This window comes from Candidatus Bathyanammoxibius amoris (assembly GCA_024451685.1).
Classification (GTDB): domain Bacteria; phylum Planctomycetota; class Brocadiia; order Brocadiales; family Bathyanammoxibiaceae; genus Bathyanammoxibius; species Bathyanammoxibius amoris.
The window spans coordinates 51653-68822 of sequence record JAMXCW010000003.1; the positions used below are offsets into that span (position 1 = coordinate 51653).

The 17170-nt window shown below is 52.5% G+C and carries 11 protein-coding genes and 1 pseudogene; 8 read left to right on the forward strand and 4 right to left on the reverse strand.

All coding sequences use genetic code 11. The annotated features are described in order from the left end of the window. Nucleotides 1–75 precede the first annotated feature (75 nt). The 4 genes from NOU37_02745 to NOU37_02760 all read right to left on the reverse strand — a co-directional run bounded on the left by NOU37_02745 (nucleotide 76) and on the right by NOU37_02760 (nucleotide 5544). Nucleotides 76–1449, reverse strand: a complete 1374-nt coding sequence (locus NOU37_02745) for a sigma-54 dependent transcriptional regulator (GenBank protein MCQ4574153.1) — start codon at nucleotides 1447–1449, stop codon at nucleotides 76–78. After that, entirely contained in the window at nucleotides 1446–2540 is a 1095-nt protein-coding gene (locus NOU37_02750; protein ID MCQ4574154.1) for an ATP-binding protein, read from the reverse strand. The genes NOU37_02745 and NOU37_02750 overlap by 4 nt, the downstream gene beginning before the upstream one ends. A 774-nt stretch (nucleotides 2541–3314) precedes the next feature. Next, nucleotides 3315–3857 (reverse strand): hypothetical protein, encoded by a 543-nt coding sequence (locus NOU37_02755; protein ID MCQ4574155.1) that lies wholly within the window; start codon nucleotides 3855–3857, stop codon nucleotides 3315–3317. A 175-nt stretch (nucleotides 3858–4032) separates the two neighbouring features. Further along, nucleotides 4033–5544: a cytochrome c family protein gene (locus NOU37_02760; protein ID MCQ4574156.1), complete on the reverse strand. Its 1512-nt coding sequence runs from the start codon at nucleotides 5542–5544 to the stop codon at nucleotides 4033–4035. A gap of 458 nt (nucleotides 5545–6002) precedes the next feature. On the opposite strand from NOU37_02760, the gene NOU37_02765 reads away from it, so the two are divergent. The 8 genes and pseudogenes from NOU37_02765 to purL all read left to right on the forward strand — a co-directional run bounded on the left by NOU37_02765 (nucleotide 6003) and on the right by purL (nucleotide 17119). Continuing rightward, nucleotides 6003–8585, forward strand: coding sequence for a methyltransferase domain-containing protein (locus tag NOU37_02765; GenBank protein ID MCQ4574157.1), 2583 nt, complete (start codon nucleotides 6003–6005; stop codon nucleotides 8583–8585). A 106-nt stretch (nucleotides 8586–8691) separates the two neighbouring features. Next, nucleotides 8692–9660: pseudogene (locus NOU37_02770) on the forward strand (DUF3179 domain-containing protein). Between the two features lie 3 nt (nucleotides 9661–9663). After that, nucleotides 9664–10287, forward strand: a complete 624-nt coding sequence (locus tag NOU37_02775; protein ID MCQ4574158.1) for a TIGR04282 family arsenosugar biosynthesis glycosyltransferase — start codon at nucleotides 9664–9666, stop codon at nucleotides 10285–10287. 15 nt (nucleotides 10288–10302) lie between these two features. Then, the gene (locus tag NOU37_02780; protein MCQ4574159.1) at nucleotides 10303–11142 is read left to right on the forward strand and encodes a phosphate ABC transporter substrate-binding protein; all 840 of its coding nucleotides are present in this window, start codon (nucleotides 10303–10305) and stop codon (nucleotides 11140–11142) included. 750 nt (nucleotides 11143–11892) lie between these two features. Next, complete coding sequence (locus NOU37_02785) at nucleotides 11893–12444, forward strand: cytochrome P460 family protein (protein MCQ4574160.1); 552 nt, start codon at nucleotides 11893–11895, stop codon at nucleotides 12442–12444. Between the two features lie 38 nt (nucleotides 12445–12482). Further along, nucleotides 12483–13004: a cytochrome P460 family protein gene (locus NOU37_02790; GenBank protein MCQ4574161.1), complete on the forward strand. Its 522-nt coding sequence runs from the start codon at nucleotides 12483–12485 to the stop codon at nucleotides 13002–13004. A 363-nt stretch (nucleotides 13005–13367) separates the two neighbouring features. Next, the gene (locus NOU37_02795) at nucleotides 13368–14246 is read left to right on the forward strand and encodes a prephenate dehydrogenase/arogenate dehydrogenase family protein (protein MCQ4574162.1); all 879 of its coding nucleotides are present in this window, start codon (nucleotides 13368–13370) and stop codon (nucleotides 14244–14246) included. A 5-nt stretch (nucleotides 14247–14251) separates the two neighbouring features. Beyond that, complete coding sequence (purL, locus tag NOU37_02800) at nucleotides 14252–17119, forward strand: phosphoribosylformylglycinamidine synthase subunit PurL (protein ID MCQ4574163.1); 2868 nt, start codon at nucleotides 14252–14254, stop codon at nucleotides 17117–17119. Nucleotides 17120–17170: the final 51 nt, after the last annotated feature.

Here is a 17170-nt window from a genome sequence, read left to right on the forward strand (position 1 = left end):
GGTCTGGCGGTAGAATAGAAAAAATTTCGCCTTTTTCGGCCTGGACGGCAAGATTCGCAGGAAAAATTTGCGGAATCAGTCCTTATCCTCCTCCTTCTTCTCCCACTCTTTTACCTTATAGTCCACCTTGCGGGCAGAGACCCCAAGGAGCTTGGCCGCATCGGTCTTATTGCCGCCGGTTAGCTCCAGCGTCTTCAAGATAACCCTTTTTTCCACGTCCTTTAAAGGGGTGCCTATGTTGACCTGCAGAACCGGGGCGGTTGCGGGGCCGCTAGTTACGAGGTTGGGGGGCAGGTGTTCGGGTCCTATGATATCTTTCTTGCACAGTACGACCCCCCTTTCGATGGTATTTTCAAGCTCGCGCACGTTACCGGGCCAGCTGTAGGCCGCCAGGAGCTTCATCGCCTCGGGTGATACGCCCTTAATTTGTTTGTTGTTTTTTTGCGCGTAGCGTATTACGAAGTAGTCTGCGAGTAACGGTATGTCGGCCTTTCTTTCTCTGAGAGGCGGTATACTCAGGTTGATTACGTTGATTCTGTAATACAGGTCTTCTCTAAATCTGCCTTCCGCAACTTCTTTACTAAGGTCCTTGTTGGTTGCCGCGACGAGTCTGACGTCTACCGCACGTGTTTCTTGTCCCCCGACCCTTTCAAATTGACCCGTCTCTGTTACCCGCAGGAGCTTTGTCTGCATATGGGTACTCATTTCTGAGAGTTCGTCAAGAAAGAGGGTGCCCTGGTGTGCCAGCTCGAAGCGTCCCTTACGGGTATAGAGTGCCCCCGTAAAGGAGCCCTTATCATGCCCGAAGAGTTCACTCTCAAGCACGCCCTCTGCAAGTGCCGCGCAATGCAAGACCACAAATGGCTTATCCTTTCGTGTGCTGGACCGGTGAATGGCCTGTGCCACCATTTCCTTGCCGACCCCGGTCTCACCGTAAATCAGCACTGTGGCGGTTGAGGTAGCGACATCACGGATTGTCCGAAATACCTGCTGCATTTCCGGGGTTTTACCCACGAACTCCGGGAAAGGTAATTTCTTTTCCAGATGCGCCTTCAGCTCCTCATTATGTCTTAGAAGCTCCTGCCTTTCTCTGATTTTATTAAGCGTTTGTTTCAACGTGTTAATGTTCAGCGGCTTTGTCAGGTAATCCTCCGCCCCCTTTTTTATGGTGGTGACGGCGTTCTCAATGGAACTGTAGGCGGTCATGACCACTACGGGCAGGTCACCATCCTTCTTCTTAATCTCGTCAATAAGTGAAAGGGCCCCCATTCCGGGAAGCTTCATGTCGGCGAGGACAATGTCATATTGCTGTGTATCAAGCAGGGCCAGGGCCTCATAGGCGGAAATGGCCCCGCTGGCCTCAAAGCCTTCTTTTTGCAATAGCTTCAGAAGACCGCTTAAGGAATTCTTGTCGTCTTCTACTACCAGTATTCTTGAACCTGGTGTCATCCTGGCGTATTCTCCAGAGGCAATTCTATCACGAACTCGGTACCTCTACCATCAGAGTTGCATGAAAGAGTGCCTCCGTGGGACTGAATTATATTATATGAGAGTGGCAGGCCGATGCCAGTACCGCCCTTCTTGGTGGTAAAGAACAGCTCAAATATATTGTCTTTCACGTCTTCAGGGACACCGCGCCCCGTGTCCTTGCATATCATCTTGACCGCGTTGCCGTCCCTGGCGGCCCGAATCGTCAACGTGCCACCGTCCGGCATCGCCTCGAAGGCATTAATGACTATGTTAAGCAGTGCCTGCCTGAGTTTCTCCTTATCAACCATTACCGCTGGAAGGTCCTGTTCTACGTCCAGGCGAATTTTGACGCCAATAAGGTCGGCCTGTGGCATTACCAGTTGTACCAGGTCCTCCAGCAAGGGTTCCAAGGCCTCCTTCTTGATTACAAGGTTGCCCGACCGGGAGAATTTGAGGCAGTTGTCTACCAGCCCTGTCAGCCGCGCCACCTCTTCCTTTACTTTAGAGACCATTTCAGGTATCTCGCCCCGGGAGGCCTCCTTATGTGACGATATTTCCTGTTCGAGGAGCTGCATCTGTATCTGGATGGCGTTAAGAGGATTTTTCACCTCATGGGCAAGTTCCGAGGCAAGTTGTCCCAGTGAGGCAAGGGTCTTGGTGTGCAGGAGTTCTTTAGAATATCTTTTCTTCTCGCTTGTGTTCTGGAAGGTGGTGACGATGTATTCTACCCTACCTTCATCGTCCTTTATGGGGAAGACCGTAGCCTCTACCCAGCACTCCCCTCCGTCGTCCAGATTTATCAAAAACTCCCTGGTTACCCTCGGCACCTCTCCATTTATTACCCGGAAGCCAGGGCAGTCTTCATCCTGTATACATTTTCCGCTGGACGTATGACATCCAAAGATCAGGTCGCATCTCTTTCCCCCTATATCTCTCCAGTGCCAGCCGGTAATCTGTTCAAAGGAGGGATTTACGGCGACAATCTGCCGGTCGCTGTCCTGTACCATCAGGCCAACCCCCGCGTTTAGCCATACCGCCCTCAGCAGGTTGACATCCCAGCCGCTCGCCATAGATACTCCTTATTGAAAAGCGCATTATAGCCTATATATGAAAGGACTTGCAACAGAAACATAGCGTAATCCCTGGGCCTGTGAATCTTACTGGCAGGCGACGAACTTCTCGCCCAATCCGTCGTATTAAGGGGTTTTCCATTTTAGTGGAGGCAGGTCTGCCCACCCGAAGTGGAAATGATTTGTATCGCGCGTATGGTTGCTCTTGTCATTGCGAGGGGCGTAGCCCCGAAGCAATCTCATGAAGATTGCGGACAGGTTTAAAAACCTGTCCCTACGTCGGTTTCACCGCCTCAGTGTAATTCTTCGCAATTTAGTGTGTAGCGTGGCAGCTTGCTGCCACGTTAAAACGTTGGAGCAAGCTCCAACGCTACATTAAATCAACGACCATATCGAAGACTCGCCACGTTGTTGGGCCAGAAGGTCGTTGTCCACCCTCTTCCCCCCGTCAAGGGGGAGGGTAAATGCATACGGGAATACAGGATGCAGGGGCGTGATCCACCAGAGGCGAAACGTGCCCCTACAGTGCGGTACCTTTATTGTCATTTATTTGACGCGGTGATGCCGTATCTTGTGTGCATGCGGCACGCCAGCGGTTACGCGGAATCCGTCGTTGATGGAAGGGTTGTATTGGCCGGACGCGGACTTACGGAATTCCCAGCGGGGCAGTAGAAGAGGCCAACGCATCAACCGCGCGGCCCCCCGCCGTTTAGATGACGAAATCTCTCCGGCCGGGGTTTTTGGTTACAAAGGGAATGTTTAGATATATTTACCTCAGTCCATAACCTCGAAGCCGAAGGTATAGACCTTGATGTGTTCTCCAATCTCCAACGGCAGGGTTAACTTGATCCTTGATCCCCCCGCATATTTCAAGGGGTATATAAGGACGTCCTGAAATCCGGAAGGGAAGGGTTTAATGTAGTCATTATATGAGGCACCCGCAGGAATTGTGGAGGGGTCTATATGGGGGTGTGTCGTAGTTGCATGGGCCGTCTTGGTGCGCACCGTATCCTGGTCCTCTGCGCTGTTGATTACCCAGTGTGTGGCGCCCTCCGGGTCTCTCAAGATAATCTCGTCCCAGATTATAGCGATAGGCCCCTGCGTCTTATTCGTTAGGCCGAAGTCTATCCTTCTCTGCTGGACAATGAAGTAGATATCAATATTGTCGTCGCTGAATTCAAGCTCATCGCTGTGTATGGGTTTGGTAAGTCTTATGGTTTGTTTGCCCGGGGCCTTTTCTATTCCCGTGCAACCCGACGTGAAAGGTAAGGACAGTAGGAAGAGAAGAAGGGCAAAGGTTACGCGTTGGTTTTTCATATCCGTTGGCATTCCATATCTACAAGCCATGCCACCCCTTCGCAGAAGAGGATACCAAAGTTGTGCCGAAAAGCAAGCGAAATCCTGCCACGGTCCCGCAGGCCATGCGAAATCGTGCGTGGGACTATTGTCCGCGCTTACACGGTTTTGCGTGGAGAACGGACAACGGCCCTGTTCAATTCGCGGTGGCTTTTGCCTCGGCCACTGTGGCAGTGGCCTCCGCCATGTCAACAACAGGGATTACGGGCGCCTTGTCCCCCAACAGTTCCACCGCCAGCCATTGAGGCGCGCTCCTGTAATGAAGCACTGCCTTTACCTGTAAGGGCAGTTTTGCATCACTGGGCGCCAGGAAGGCGTATTTCTCAACCATCTCTCCTTTCGGGGGGATTCGGTAGTCGGAGATGATGTGGTCGGCCTCCCAGACCTTGTAGGTGGGTTTTCCGTCCTTGTTGCCGAAGACGGTGTGATATAGAACCGCGTCTTCATCAATCTTGCCGTTCTCGTCCAGCTTACCGGAGTGATAGACGTTTTTTCCGCCGGCGTCCGTCACAGCCACCTCAAGCCATACCTGCCGCACCTCTGTGAGCCCGGTAGGGATGTAGTGGCCCGCACCCACGTTCTTCACCATGACCCGGAGTTTCAACAGCTCGCCCGGCTTTATGTCGGAGGGTGGTAAAATTTCCACTGTGGCGGCGTTTTTGAGCCTGTCCTCTGCCATCTTCTGTCTCTCCGGGTCCTGGGCGGGCGGGCCGAGGATGAGGCTGGTACCGCCGACGTAATAGTGTGTCCATATATGCGGCCTCTCTATACCCCCCACGTGCTTTGCTGCGGCAAACCCCGGGTTGTCCGGCCTCTCGGTAGCACCCGTGGCGGGCACCCCCGGTCTCTGCCGCATGTGGCAGTCCTGACAGTGCACGGCAGTCTCAGGGTCGCCTGTATTGTAGGGACCGAGCCGCCACTCCGTGTAGGTCTGTTCCACGGCCAGCCTGGTTCCCGCGTGAGAGACGTCGTGGCATGAGCCGCAGAATTCCGACCGTGTATGCAGCTCGGAAAATTCCGTCTTATGCTGTGTCTCGGGGCAGTTCTTGAAGGGTCCGCGCTTTGTCCCGAAGTCCATCTTCGCCGCGTCTCCGGGGTCAACTATAAAAGGGGCGTTGCCTATGCCGGTGGTGGCCTTTATGGAATGGCAGAAGTCGCAAAATATGTTTTCCTTACTTGCCTCAGCCGGCATTGCCGGTTGGCCGGTCTTCCACTCCCCGGAGGTGAAACCCACAGGATTGTGACAACGGACACAGGAGTCCAATGCCGCCTTCTCCATCTCGCCCTTGGCCTCCTTGAGGCCCTTTTGGTACAGGGCCTGAAACAGGGGGTCATACCACGCGTATGCGTGTGTTGAACCCTTCCACTGCGCGAATATGTCCGTGTGACATGTCCCGCATATCATTGGCACAAAGAACCTGCTCCCCGGCATTTCCCCCCGGCCTGTGATGGAACCGTCAGTAAGATTAGCCGGACGGTCACGTTTGGGCAGCTGCCAGCTCGGCGACCATTCCTGCGCGCAGAGTTTTGCCGTGAGACCCGCTAACACAAGCCCCGCAAGCACAAAATAAAGAACAGGTCTTCCCTTTATCTCAAACAGATTTCTAAGACGCCGCATAGTTTGTTGACCCTCACGTTTGTTCTTCATAAGCTGCAATCTGTGATAGACCCTAAAGAATCATTTTTATAACAAACTGCATGTAATTGCAACTTTTAATGATAACGAGGTTTCCGGGGAAGTAGCAAAAGAATACATAACGACGCCACGGATTGTCATTGCGAGCGAAGCGAAGCAATCCCGTATTTTCTTGTGGAATCGAATTATGAGATTGCCGCGTCGCTTTCGCTCCTCGCAATGACAGCTTTCTCTCCCATTTTTCAGCGGTGTCGTAATATATATAGCTGGAGCCCATCGTGCTTCATGGGCCTGTTGCGGGCCTATAACACCTCTTTCGCAGCCCCCTATATTTCATTTGAAATCCAGGAACAAAATGTTAGATACTATACATACTTTATTCATCTAACAACTTCAGTCTGGCCGGGAAGTATGGTTTGTATAGTGGAAACGTATAAGCGGCTACTGTGTGTCAAGTGGGCAGGTATAATATGAGTAATTCGATTTCGATAAAGGTACTGGGTACGGAAACCGTCTTACACGCACCCGCGTTCTACCGCACGCAGACGGGTTCAAACGGGGACGCGGTGCTTATAGACCCGGAGGGGCCGAACTGGATGGTGACAGGCGCGGCCGGGGCAGAGATTTTGGCGTCGTTTGACGGAACGAAGACGTTTGGTCAGGTCGTCGGCGAATATTCCGCCGGAAACGGCGTGGACATGGCGAAGGCGTGGCTTGACGTCCACACACTTACAAGAGACGCCCTCCGGCACGGATTCCTGTCCGGCTCCGTGTTTGACGTGACATCGTATGGGGGCAGGTATGCCCACCTTTCTTTAGACCGGCTGAGAGAGCTGTGGATACATACCAACAATTCATGCAATCTTTCGTGCACCCACTGCCTGGTCGATTCCTCACCCTCAGGGGATAAGGGACTTTCAACCGGGACGATAATGCGCGTCATGGACGAGGCCCGTGAACTTGGCGTCAGACAATTCTATTTCACCGGAGGTGAACCCTTTCTAAGACAGGACATTTTTGAACTCATTGAACACGTACTTGGACATGACGATTCCACGCTCACCATACTCACAAACGGGACGGTACTCGATGAGAGGAAACTGAAAAGACTCCAAAAATTCCCGGTCTCCCGCCTGCGTTTGCAGGTCAGTCTCGACGGCTCATGCCCGGAGATAAACGACCCCATCAGGGGCGAGGGCAGTTTTCACAGGATTATTGATAATATCAAGCGGACGGTTGAGAGCGGCCTGAGTATCACGGTCTCGACGGTAATAGCGCCGAGCAACGCGGAGGACGTCTGGCAGGTCACAAAGCTGCTGGCGGAGCTGGGCGTGCGCAATCACCACCTGCTGTTCATGCATCACAGGGGACGGGTGTTGGAAGACATGGATACTTCCCGACCGGTACCCGCATCAAAACTCATCGAATCCATAAGAAAGGCCAAAAAGGTTGCACTTGAGACCGGGATAATAATTGATAACCTGTCTTTTATTCGAATGCGAGTGGATTCGCCGGCCTTTACCCGTTACGACCTGAGTAACGCATGCTGGGATAGTCTCTGCCTGTACTCCGATGGAGAGGTGTATCCGTCCGCCGCCCTTGCGGGTTACCGTGGCCTGTCATGTGGAGATATAAACGAAAATACCTTAAAGGAGATATGGAAAAAATCCCTCATTTGTAGGCAGTTCAGGCAGGCTACCCTGCGTGATAAACCCGTCTGCGCAGAATGCCACCTGAGATTTATATGCGGGGGCGGCGACATAGAACATTCATATCTCTACTCCGGCCGGAACGGGGACAGAGACAGCCTTTCCATTTCTCTTTCAAAAATGGACCCCTACTGTGAGCTGTACAAGGCGCTGATACTCGATACCATGCACGACCTTTCAGACGCAGCCAGGGCGACGGCTGTTAATGACAAGTCCGGCTTTAACGCGCCTGTTGTGTTCAGGGGTATGGGGGAAGGCGCGGCCTCGTGCAATGAAGGCGGGTGCGAGGGAAATGATAATGATGATGGTAACAGTGGCAGCGGCGGGGGCAGCGGCAAAAAATTTCAGGTGAGGACGCTCAGTTCAAATTGCGTGCTTTCTATAGGCCCTGACGCGCCAAGACATGCGGTGCGCGAGTTCTACGCGCGTGCCGCTACGGACCCGGACGAGGGGCTCTGCTGTGCCCAGGTTTTTTCCGCCGATGACGTGGCTCATATACCGAAGGGGGTACTTGAACGGGCCTATGGATGCGGAGGCCCGGTCGGCGTGGCAGGGATAGCCGGGGGGGAGAAGGTCCTGGACCTCGGTTCAGGGGCCGGCATAGACTGCTTCATGGCGGCAAAACAGGTTGGGCGGAGCGGAAAGGTAATCGGCGTGGACATGACAGACGAGATGCTGGATACCGCCAACAGTTTCAAGGCTGAAGTGGCAAGGAATCTGGGTTATGACGTGATAGAGTTCAGGAAGGGGTTTTTGGAAGAAATCCCCGTCGAGTCAGGGTACGTGGACGTAATACTCTCGAACTGTGTGATAAACCTCTCGCCGGATAAAAAGCAGGTCTTCCGCGAGATGTGGAGGGTGCTCAGGGACCATGGCCGGATTGTGGTGTCGGACATAGTTTGCGACAGGAAAATCCCCGAACGCCTGCGCGCAGACAGGCTGTTGTGGGGACAGTGTCTTAGCGGGGCCCTTACGGAGGAAGAATTTCTGTGCTTTCTCGAACAGGCCGGTTTCTATGGCACCCAGATACTTTCCAAGACCTTTTGGAAGGAGGTGGAGGGTTACAGGTTCTTCTCTGTGACGGCAAGGGGCTACAAATACGAAAAGCGGGCGGAGTGCGCGTATCAGGGCCATAGGGCCGTTTACCTCGGCCCCCAGAAGGCGGTCATAGATGAAGAGGGCCATCTCTTTCCCAGGGGTGAGGAGGTAGCGGTCTGCACGGATACCGCGGAGAAACTCAGGCAGCCCCCGTACTCAGGCCGTTTCGTTATTATTGATCCAACGGACAATGCCCCCCTCGATTTTGTCTGCGAACAAGATTCGGATAGCAAGTGCTGTGGATAAAAAAGACACAAAAATCCCTTACGTGTGTATTCTGGGCCTATGTGCGGCATTTCTAGGCGGCCTGCAGTTGTATCAGGCCGTGGCCCGGGGCGTCGAGGTAGACCCCATGGAGATACTTTCAGTCTTGCCTGAAGACGCTATTAGGTCGATAGATAACCCCAAATTCGTCTCTGGTGAAAAGGCAGATAAGCAGATGAGAGAAGACGAGCCGGTAATCGGCCTGAAGATGAACAGTGAGATGAAGGCGTATCCCCTCTACGTCTTGAGTGCTCACGAGATAGTAAATGATGTTATTGCAGAGAAACATATTGCCGTCACCTGGTGACCGCTGTGCTTTACGGGTGTGGTCTACATCCGTGACAGAGTAAATGGTGAACCCCTTGAGTTTGGTGTCTCTGGCAAACTCTGGATGAATGCACTGCTCATGTACGACCGGCAGACCCACTCCCTGTGGAGCCATATTACAGGCGAGGCCATCGATGGCACATTAAAAGGAGAGGTCTTGAAATCATTGCCATCTACACATACCACCTGGAGGGAGTGGAAACAGGCAAATCCCTCAACGGTAGTGTTGTCAAAAGGCGGCTTTTTGGGGAGAAAATATGATATCGACCCCTACCAGGACTATTATGCCGATGATAAGAGGGTCGGAATGGTACCCCTGCGGCATCCAGATGAGAGAATACACCCTAAGGAACACGTGGTGGGGGTCAAGATTGGTCCAGCGGCCAGGGCCTATCCATTTTCATACCTGGATAAATCCCCAGTGGTCAACGATGAGGTATATGACAGGAGGCTTGTAGTAGTCTTTTCGAGGAAAAGCAAGACAGCCACCGTCTTCGATAGAACACTAGGAGAAGAAATCCTAACCTTCAAAGAGAGGGGAAATTCAGCTTCAGGCGAGTTGTTAATTGCGGATAACGAAACGAGCAGCCTATGGCATGGCCTTACGGGGGAGGCGGTAGAGGGTGAACTCAAGGGTCAAAGGCTGGAGCGGATACCCAATATGGTATCTTTCTGGTTTGCGTGGAAGGACTATTTCCCAAATACAACAATATTTCAGGATGAGAGATAGGCGATGGCGATAGGAAATGTCCTTATGATATTTGTGAAATACCCGGAGCCCGGAAAGGTGAAAACCCGCCTTGCCGGGACACTCGGCAAGGAAGCGGCCGCCCGCCTGTACAGGCGCATGGCCGGGGATATTATCCATCGCCTCAAAGGGTGCGGACAATATGAGACGGTTATATTCTTTGACCCGCCCGAAAGGGCCTCAGACGTGCGGGACTGGCTGGGCGACGACCAATGCTATATTCAACAGTCGGGAGGAGATTTGGGTGAGAGGCTATCTAACGCCTTTCGTACCGTCTTCAACTCTGGTGCCGGACGGGCCGTAGTGGTCGGCACTGACTGCCCGGACGTCACACAGGACATTGTTACCAGAGCCCTTCAGCATCTTCGGGAAAAAGACGTGGTAATCGGCCCGGCCGAAGACGGCGGATATTACCTGCTGGGGCTTTCGAGTCATGCACCCGGAACATTCGACTCGATAGACTGGAGTACCGGCAGGGTCTTTCAACAAACAACGGAAAAGATAAAACAACAGGGCCTGTCGTTCGTAACCCTGGAGCCGCTGAAGGACCTGGATGAGTTCTCGGACATATCCCCAGCTCATCTTCATCTGTTGAAACAAAGGACGTAAGAGAGAAAAACCTTGATGGTAATTCTCCTTAGAAATATTGTTGCCGCGCTGCTTTTTACGTCCTGTTGCTATGGTGAACCAGGTAGTTCAGGGGGCACTATATCCATCTCCGGTTCCACAACCTGCCTCCCGGTTGTCAGTAGGGCCGCCGAGGAGTTTATGCAAAAACACCCACAGGTAACGATAACGGTATCTCCTGGTGGCTCTGGGGTTGGCGTAAGCGCTTTGGCCAAGGGGGCAGTCGACATCGGTATGACATCCAGAGACATTAGTGAAAAGGAGCAAAGAGAATACCGGGAAGTAGACTTCTTTCTCACACCCTTTGCCCGTGATGCGGTGGTCCCGGTAGTATCCTCAGAGGTCTATGAGGCGGGGATAACCCATCTATCCGTATCCCAAATCGGGGATATTTACAGTGGACAGTTAAAGAACTGGAAAGACCTTGGAGGCCCTGACAGGGGAATCCTGGTAGTGGACAAGGAGTCTGATAGGGGGACCAGACACGTCTTTATGCAGGCCATCTTTGGCGATAAATATGCAGCCCCAGGAGCTACTATAGTAACAGGCCCTAACGATGATATGCAGATGGCCGTTGCCACTAGCGGTGCGGCAATCGGGTTTCTTTCCCACGCATGGATAAACGCCAACGTAAGAGGTCTGGGAATCAAAGTGGGGGAAGAGGTAATCTATCCCACAACTGCCGATGTCAGAGGCGGACATTTCCCCATATCCCGAAATCTCTCCTTTGTTACAGATGGCCCGCCAAAGGGAATGGCCAAAGAATTCATGGACTTTGTTCTAAGCCCTAAGGGGTTTAGGATAATCGTCGGTGCGAATCTTGTACCTCTAGAATAAAACCTCTCTCCGGTACAACACACTCCAGATTAAGACAGCATATAGACGCTGCATTCTTGTATTGCACTGTTGCAATTTTCAAAAAGTGCAATATTAAGTCCTCATGAAGAAATATAAATTGTGATTGGCATAATGGAATAAAGGGGTGGTTGCATGGACAACAAGGCACAGCTTCTACATAGGAAAAGGTACGGGATAAGGACAAATAGAAGGGTCCGTACATGTCTGATGTGCGGAAAGGGATTTAGGAGTGAAAGCCCTCATAATCGTAGGTGTTACCACTGTAATAACCGCGTAGAGCAAGCCAGGGAGAGTTCGTATTATGAGCCGAACATTTATTCTATTGAAGGAGATAAGAGAATAGATTCTTTCAGTACTGACCAGGGGTGAGGTCGCTTCTCTGCGAATGGTCTTTTGTGATTGTTGCAAAACTTGATTTTGTTGAGTCCATGTCCTCTCACCGGCCTTACCGCCCGGCCCTCGGTATAGACAAGGCATTGGAGGAAATCCAGCAAAACAGGGGAGTTCTTTATGACTCTAATGTGGTGGATGCCTGCGTGAGACTTTTTACCATGAAAGGGTTTAGGTTCGAATAAGAGACCTCTGTAAAAGCATTTAAGCTGCTACGTGTTTCTTGCATTTGTAATGGCCTGGATAATTTCCTTATAGAAGGGAGAGTTGAATTGCATTAAGTACAAAAAGGCTGTCCCGTGATGTCGGATTTAACAATCTTTTACTAGGAGACTAATCATGAAGCTAAAACCTTTATTTATTCCAATTTTACTTCTGGGTTTTTTCTTTCTTTTTGTCCTATCCTGTGCTAAACGTGAGGAGCCAAGAGCGGTTTTTGTTGCACCACGTGCCCCAGCAGCGGACGGAAAGGCACTGTGGAGTTACATCACAAAAGACTCGCCTTACACTGAATATCAGTTCTGGCCCGGCAAGACGGCACTTTATAAGGGTACTATGCCCCATGGGGCCCTGTTAAACCTCTATGTAAATAACAAGGCTCTTAGGGCAATAAATAGGGCCATAAAGAGGAAGGCTGGAGTCATAGCCATGCCCAATGGCTCCATCATAGTCAAAGAGAACTACAAGCCTGACAAGACCCTTGCCGCTATTACTGTGATGTACAAGGTGGCCGGCTACAATCCTGAGGCCAGCAACTGGTTCTGGGCCAAATACTCCCCGAAGGGTGAGATAGCGATGGGGGGAAAGGCAGCAGGCAAGGTGCCCATGTGTATCGAGTGCCACGGAATGAAAAAGGCAAACGGTTACATAATGACTGAACATCCGGGATGAGGAAAACAAAGGACTTACTATTACTGGGAGACTAACATATGAAACCAAGGTCATTGTTCATGTCATTTCTGCTTCTGGGGTTTTTATTTCTTCTTGTAACCTCTTGCGCCGTTAAAGGTGTACAGAAAAAGGTTGTGGTTGCACCCGGCGCTCCGGCGCCCAACGCGGAGGCGCTCTGGAAGTACATCACGAAGGACTCACCTTATACGACGTGGCAGTTCTGGCCGGGTAAGGAGGCGTTTTATAATGGTACCGCGCCTCATGGGGCCCTTCTGACCCTGTACGTCAATTTTGAGGCGCTCGATTCGGCAATACGGCAGGCCAAAATCATGGCTAACGGCTCCATCCTGGTCAAGGAGAACTATCTGCCCAACAAGAAGTTATTATCCATTACGGTAATGTACAAGGTAGAGGGCTGTGATGCTGATTGTGGCGACTGGTTCTGGGCGAAATACACCCCGAAGGGCAGGGCATTGATCTCAGGCTCCCCTCCCATGTGCATAAAATGCCATAGAGAGAGGAAACACAACGACTATATAATGACCGAGAATACCGGGTAAGTTGAAGGACGCGCCTGTGTATCGGTAAAATGATACCGGGCGCCCTGTCCGCGCGAATCTCAGAAAGGAAGGTCGATAAGCAGGAGGCCGTGAAGTAAACAGAAGAAACATTTGAGAAAGAGACAGTAAAACTGCCGGAACGTCGCTCAGGGGGCGCAGACGACTGGTTTGAGTGGGTGCCGCGCTGAGGTCCCGCGGCACGAGTCCTGTCGCAGAAGCGGTCTCCCAAATTATCAACCTGCCGGAAAGCATGCCGAATTGACCTGAAGTACGCTAAAGTTATTGACAAAAGGCCGTTTGTGTAGTATTTGATGGGGCTTTTTCGTAATCGTAATAAACGCTTTATTTGTATGTGTAGTAGCTATGGCAAGAAAGACGACAAAGACGACAAAGAAACTCGGTACGGTTTGCATCGTAGGGCCCGGCCTGATAGGCGGCTCTATTGGGCTCGGCCTCAAGAAAAGGAGGCTTGCCGGAACCGTAATAGGTGTAGGCCATCGACGGGTATCCCTGACGAAGGCCGTAAAGATGGGCGCCGTTGACCGTACCACGCAGGATATAGGGAAGGGCGTATGTGATGCGGACATAGTAATCCTGTGTACGTCAGTACGGCTGATTCCCGAGATGGCCGCTGCGGCCATCCCTGCCATGAAGCACGGGGCCGTTTTAACAGATGTGGGCAGCACGAAGGGACAGATAGTAGAGCTAATCGAGGGTATGGCAGAAGAAGAAGGCGTAGAGTTCATCGGCGGCCACCCTGTCGCCGGCTCTGAGCAGAGGGGAGTGGCGGCGGCAAGAGCCGGCCTGTTCGAGGGGGCCGTCTGCATACTGACGCCCACCGGCCAGCACGCACGCGCCCTCCGGAAGATAAAATCCCTGTGGCGCGGGCTGGGTGCCAGGGTACACGTTATGACCCCGGACGAACACGACCGCACGCTTGCAGCGACGAGCCACCTGCCGCTTCTCCTGGCCGCCTCCCTGGCTAACACGGTGGATGAAAAGAAATTACCATACTGCGGGCCCGGAGTCCGCGACATGACGAGGATTGCGTCAAGCGACCCCGAGCTGTGGCGCGACATATTACTCCAGAACCGCCATGAGGTTTTGGGCGTATTGAACGTGTTCCAAAAGGAGCTGGACTCTCTAAAATCCGCAATAGACGGAAGATGGTCACGGGTACTGTCCGCCAAGCTTATGCGTGCCAAACGCCTGAGAGATAAGATCGCGCATAAGGTTAAATAACTCTAATGACACATACCAGGATAGAGATATTTCAGAAACCGGAACTGCCGGACCACGCGGGCGAAGAAATCCTCGCTGAAATTCACTCGCTGGGCATCCAGACAATAGAGCAGGTGAGGACAAAGGACATATATCTTATTGAAGGCGAGCTTTCTGATAGAGACATAGAGAAGATATGTACGGAATTGCTCGCCGACGTTGTTGTCCAGGACTACGCCTTCAATTCACACCGCCCGTCACCCGGGAAGGAAGCCGGGCACACCATTGAGGTGGTCAGAAAGCCGGGGGTTATGGACCCCGTCGAGTTTACGGCCATAAGGGGAATAAAGGACCTGGGACTTGAGGTTAAATCCCTGAAGAGGACCAGGCAGTATGGGCTCAAGGGCAGGCTGACCGGAGAGGAATTGAGTGATATAGCTGCCAGGATACTCTCGAACAGCACTATCGAGGACGTGTTCATTGATTCAAAGGAGATACCACATACCAGACCGCCCCGCGATTATGTGTTTAAGAAGATAAGCGTTCCGTTGCTCGGCGCCTCTCCTGAGGCGCTGGTTGAGATGAGTAGACAAAGACAGCTGTATCTGAGTCTTGAAGAGATGTTGTCTGTTCAGGAATATTTTAAAGAAGCCGGCAGGGAACCCACCGACATTGAACTGGAGACCATCGCGCAGACCTGGTCCGAGCACTGCATGCACAAGACCCTTCGCGGGCTGGTGGAGTATAACGGTGAAATTATAGACAATCTGCTTAAAGAGACCATAATGAAGGCCACACGTGAGCTGCGCAAGCCCTGGTGCATGAGCGTGTTTGAGGACAACGCGGGTATCATAGAGTTCAACAAGGATTATGGTGTTTGTTTTAAGGTGGAGACCCACAATCATCCGTCAGCCATAGAACCTTATGGCGGGGCAAGCACGGGTATAGGCGGGGTTATACGGGACATACTGGGCTGCGGCCTTGGTGCTAAACCCATTATGAATACGGACGTTTTTTGCTTTGGACCGCCGGACATGCCTTACGACCGGGTACCCGGAGGCGCCCTGCATCCAAGGCGTGTCTTTAAGGGCGTAGTCCGGGGTGTCAGGGATTACGGGAACCGGATGGGCATCCCTACGGCAAACGGAGCCATCTTCTTTGACGAAAGGTATGTTGGCAATCCACTGGTCTTCTGTGGCAATGTGGGTCTCATACCCAGGGAAAGGTGCGAAAAAAGGGTGCTGGCGGGCGACCTGATAGTGCTGGTAGGCGGCCGGACCGGCAGAGACGGCATACACGGCGCCACTTTCTCCTCTGTAGAGCTTACAGATGAATCCGACACCGTCTCAAGCGGTGCTGTTCAGATAGGTAACCCGATTACGGAAAAGAAGACAACCGATTTGCTGCTTGAGGCGCGAGACAGGGGTCTCTTCCGTTCCATAACCGACTGTGGCGCGGGCGGCCTGTCGTCTGCGGTAGGAGAGATGGGTAAAGACCTGGGTGCGGTCGTTGACCTTGACACGGTCCCGATTAAGTACCGGGGGCTTTCGTACTGGGAGATATGGGTCTCAGAGGCGCAGGAGAGGATGGTGCTTGCCGTACCGCCACAGAACGCCGAGAGGCTTATCAGCCTTTTTGATTCGGAAGACGTGGAAGCCACCGTGATTGGAAGCTTTTCCAGCGATATGACGCTTACACTCAGGTATGAGGGTAAGGTCGTGGGAGAACTGGATATGGAATTCCTGCACGAGGGGCTTCCTCGTGTGGTACGAAAGGCTGAGTGGACGCCGGAACGTCATCCGGAACCTGACCTGCCTGAGAAAAACGACTATACGGAAGATCTTTTAAAGATATTGTCCTCGTGGAACGTTTGCAGTAAGGAGTCTGTTATCAGAGAGTACGACCACGAGGTGCAGGGGGGGTGTGTGCTTAAACCCCTTCAGGGTGTCAGGAACGACGGGCCGGGAGACGCCACCATCGTTACGCCCATTCTGGGTTCAAATCGCGGCGTAATTGTCTCTTGCGGCATGAACCCTAAATACGGCGACATAGACCCCTACCACATGGCCGCCTGTGCGATAGACGAGGCCCTGAGACAGATAATATCTGTGGGCGGCGACCTCAAGACGACAGCCCTGCTGGACAATTTCTGCTGGGGTAATACCCAGCTGCCCGATAGACTTGGAGGGCTTGTAAGAGCGGCACAAGCCTGTTATCATATGGCCCTTTATTTCGGGACGCCGTTTATCTCAGGAAAGGACAGCTTAAACAACGAGTTCAGCGCGGGTGGTGATACTATCTGCATACCGCCGACATTACTCATATCGGCCATATCCGTAATGGAAGACGTGAGGAAGGCGGTATCTATGGACGCGAAGACGCCCGGCGACCTTATAATTATGGTTGGGCCGACGAGGGCGGAACTGGGCGGTTCCCACTATTACCACATACACGGCCATGTTGGTAACGAAGTTCCGCGTGTAGACACGCACAAGGCGAAGAATATCATGGACGCCCTTTCAAAGGCGTCCGGGAAGGGACTTGTCAGGGCGTGCCATGACTGTTCAGAGGGAGGTCTTGCGGTTGCGGCGGCGGAGATGAGCTTCGCTGGCGGGCTTGGCATGGAACTGAACGTAAAAGGGGTGCCTGCGGAGGGTGGTGCGATGAGAGATGATACCATCCTCTTTTCCGAGTCACCCTCGCGGTTCGTGGTAGAGGTGAGTCCGGAGAACTATGAGGCCTTTAAGCGTGTTATGAAGGCCGTGCCCTGCGGTTTCATAGGCAAGGTAAGGGGCGATACGGTCTTTATTGTAAGAGGTTCGCGCGGAAGGCCAGTAATCTATACCGACATACATCGTCTTAAGGAGGCGTGGCAGGCGCCGCTGAGACGGTAATCAATAAATGGTAAGGTTTTTGTAAAGGTCTGTTTGATTTGCAGGTGACGA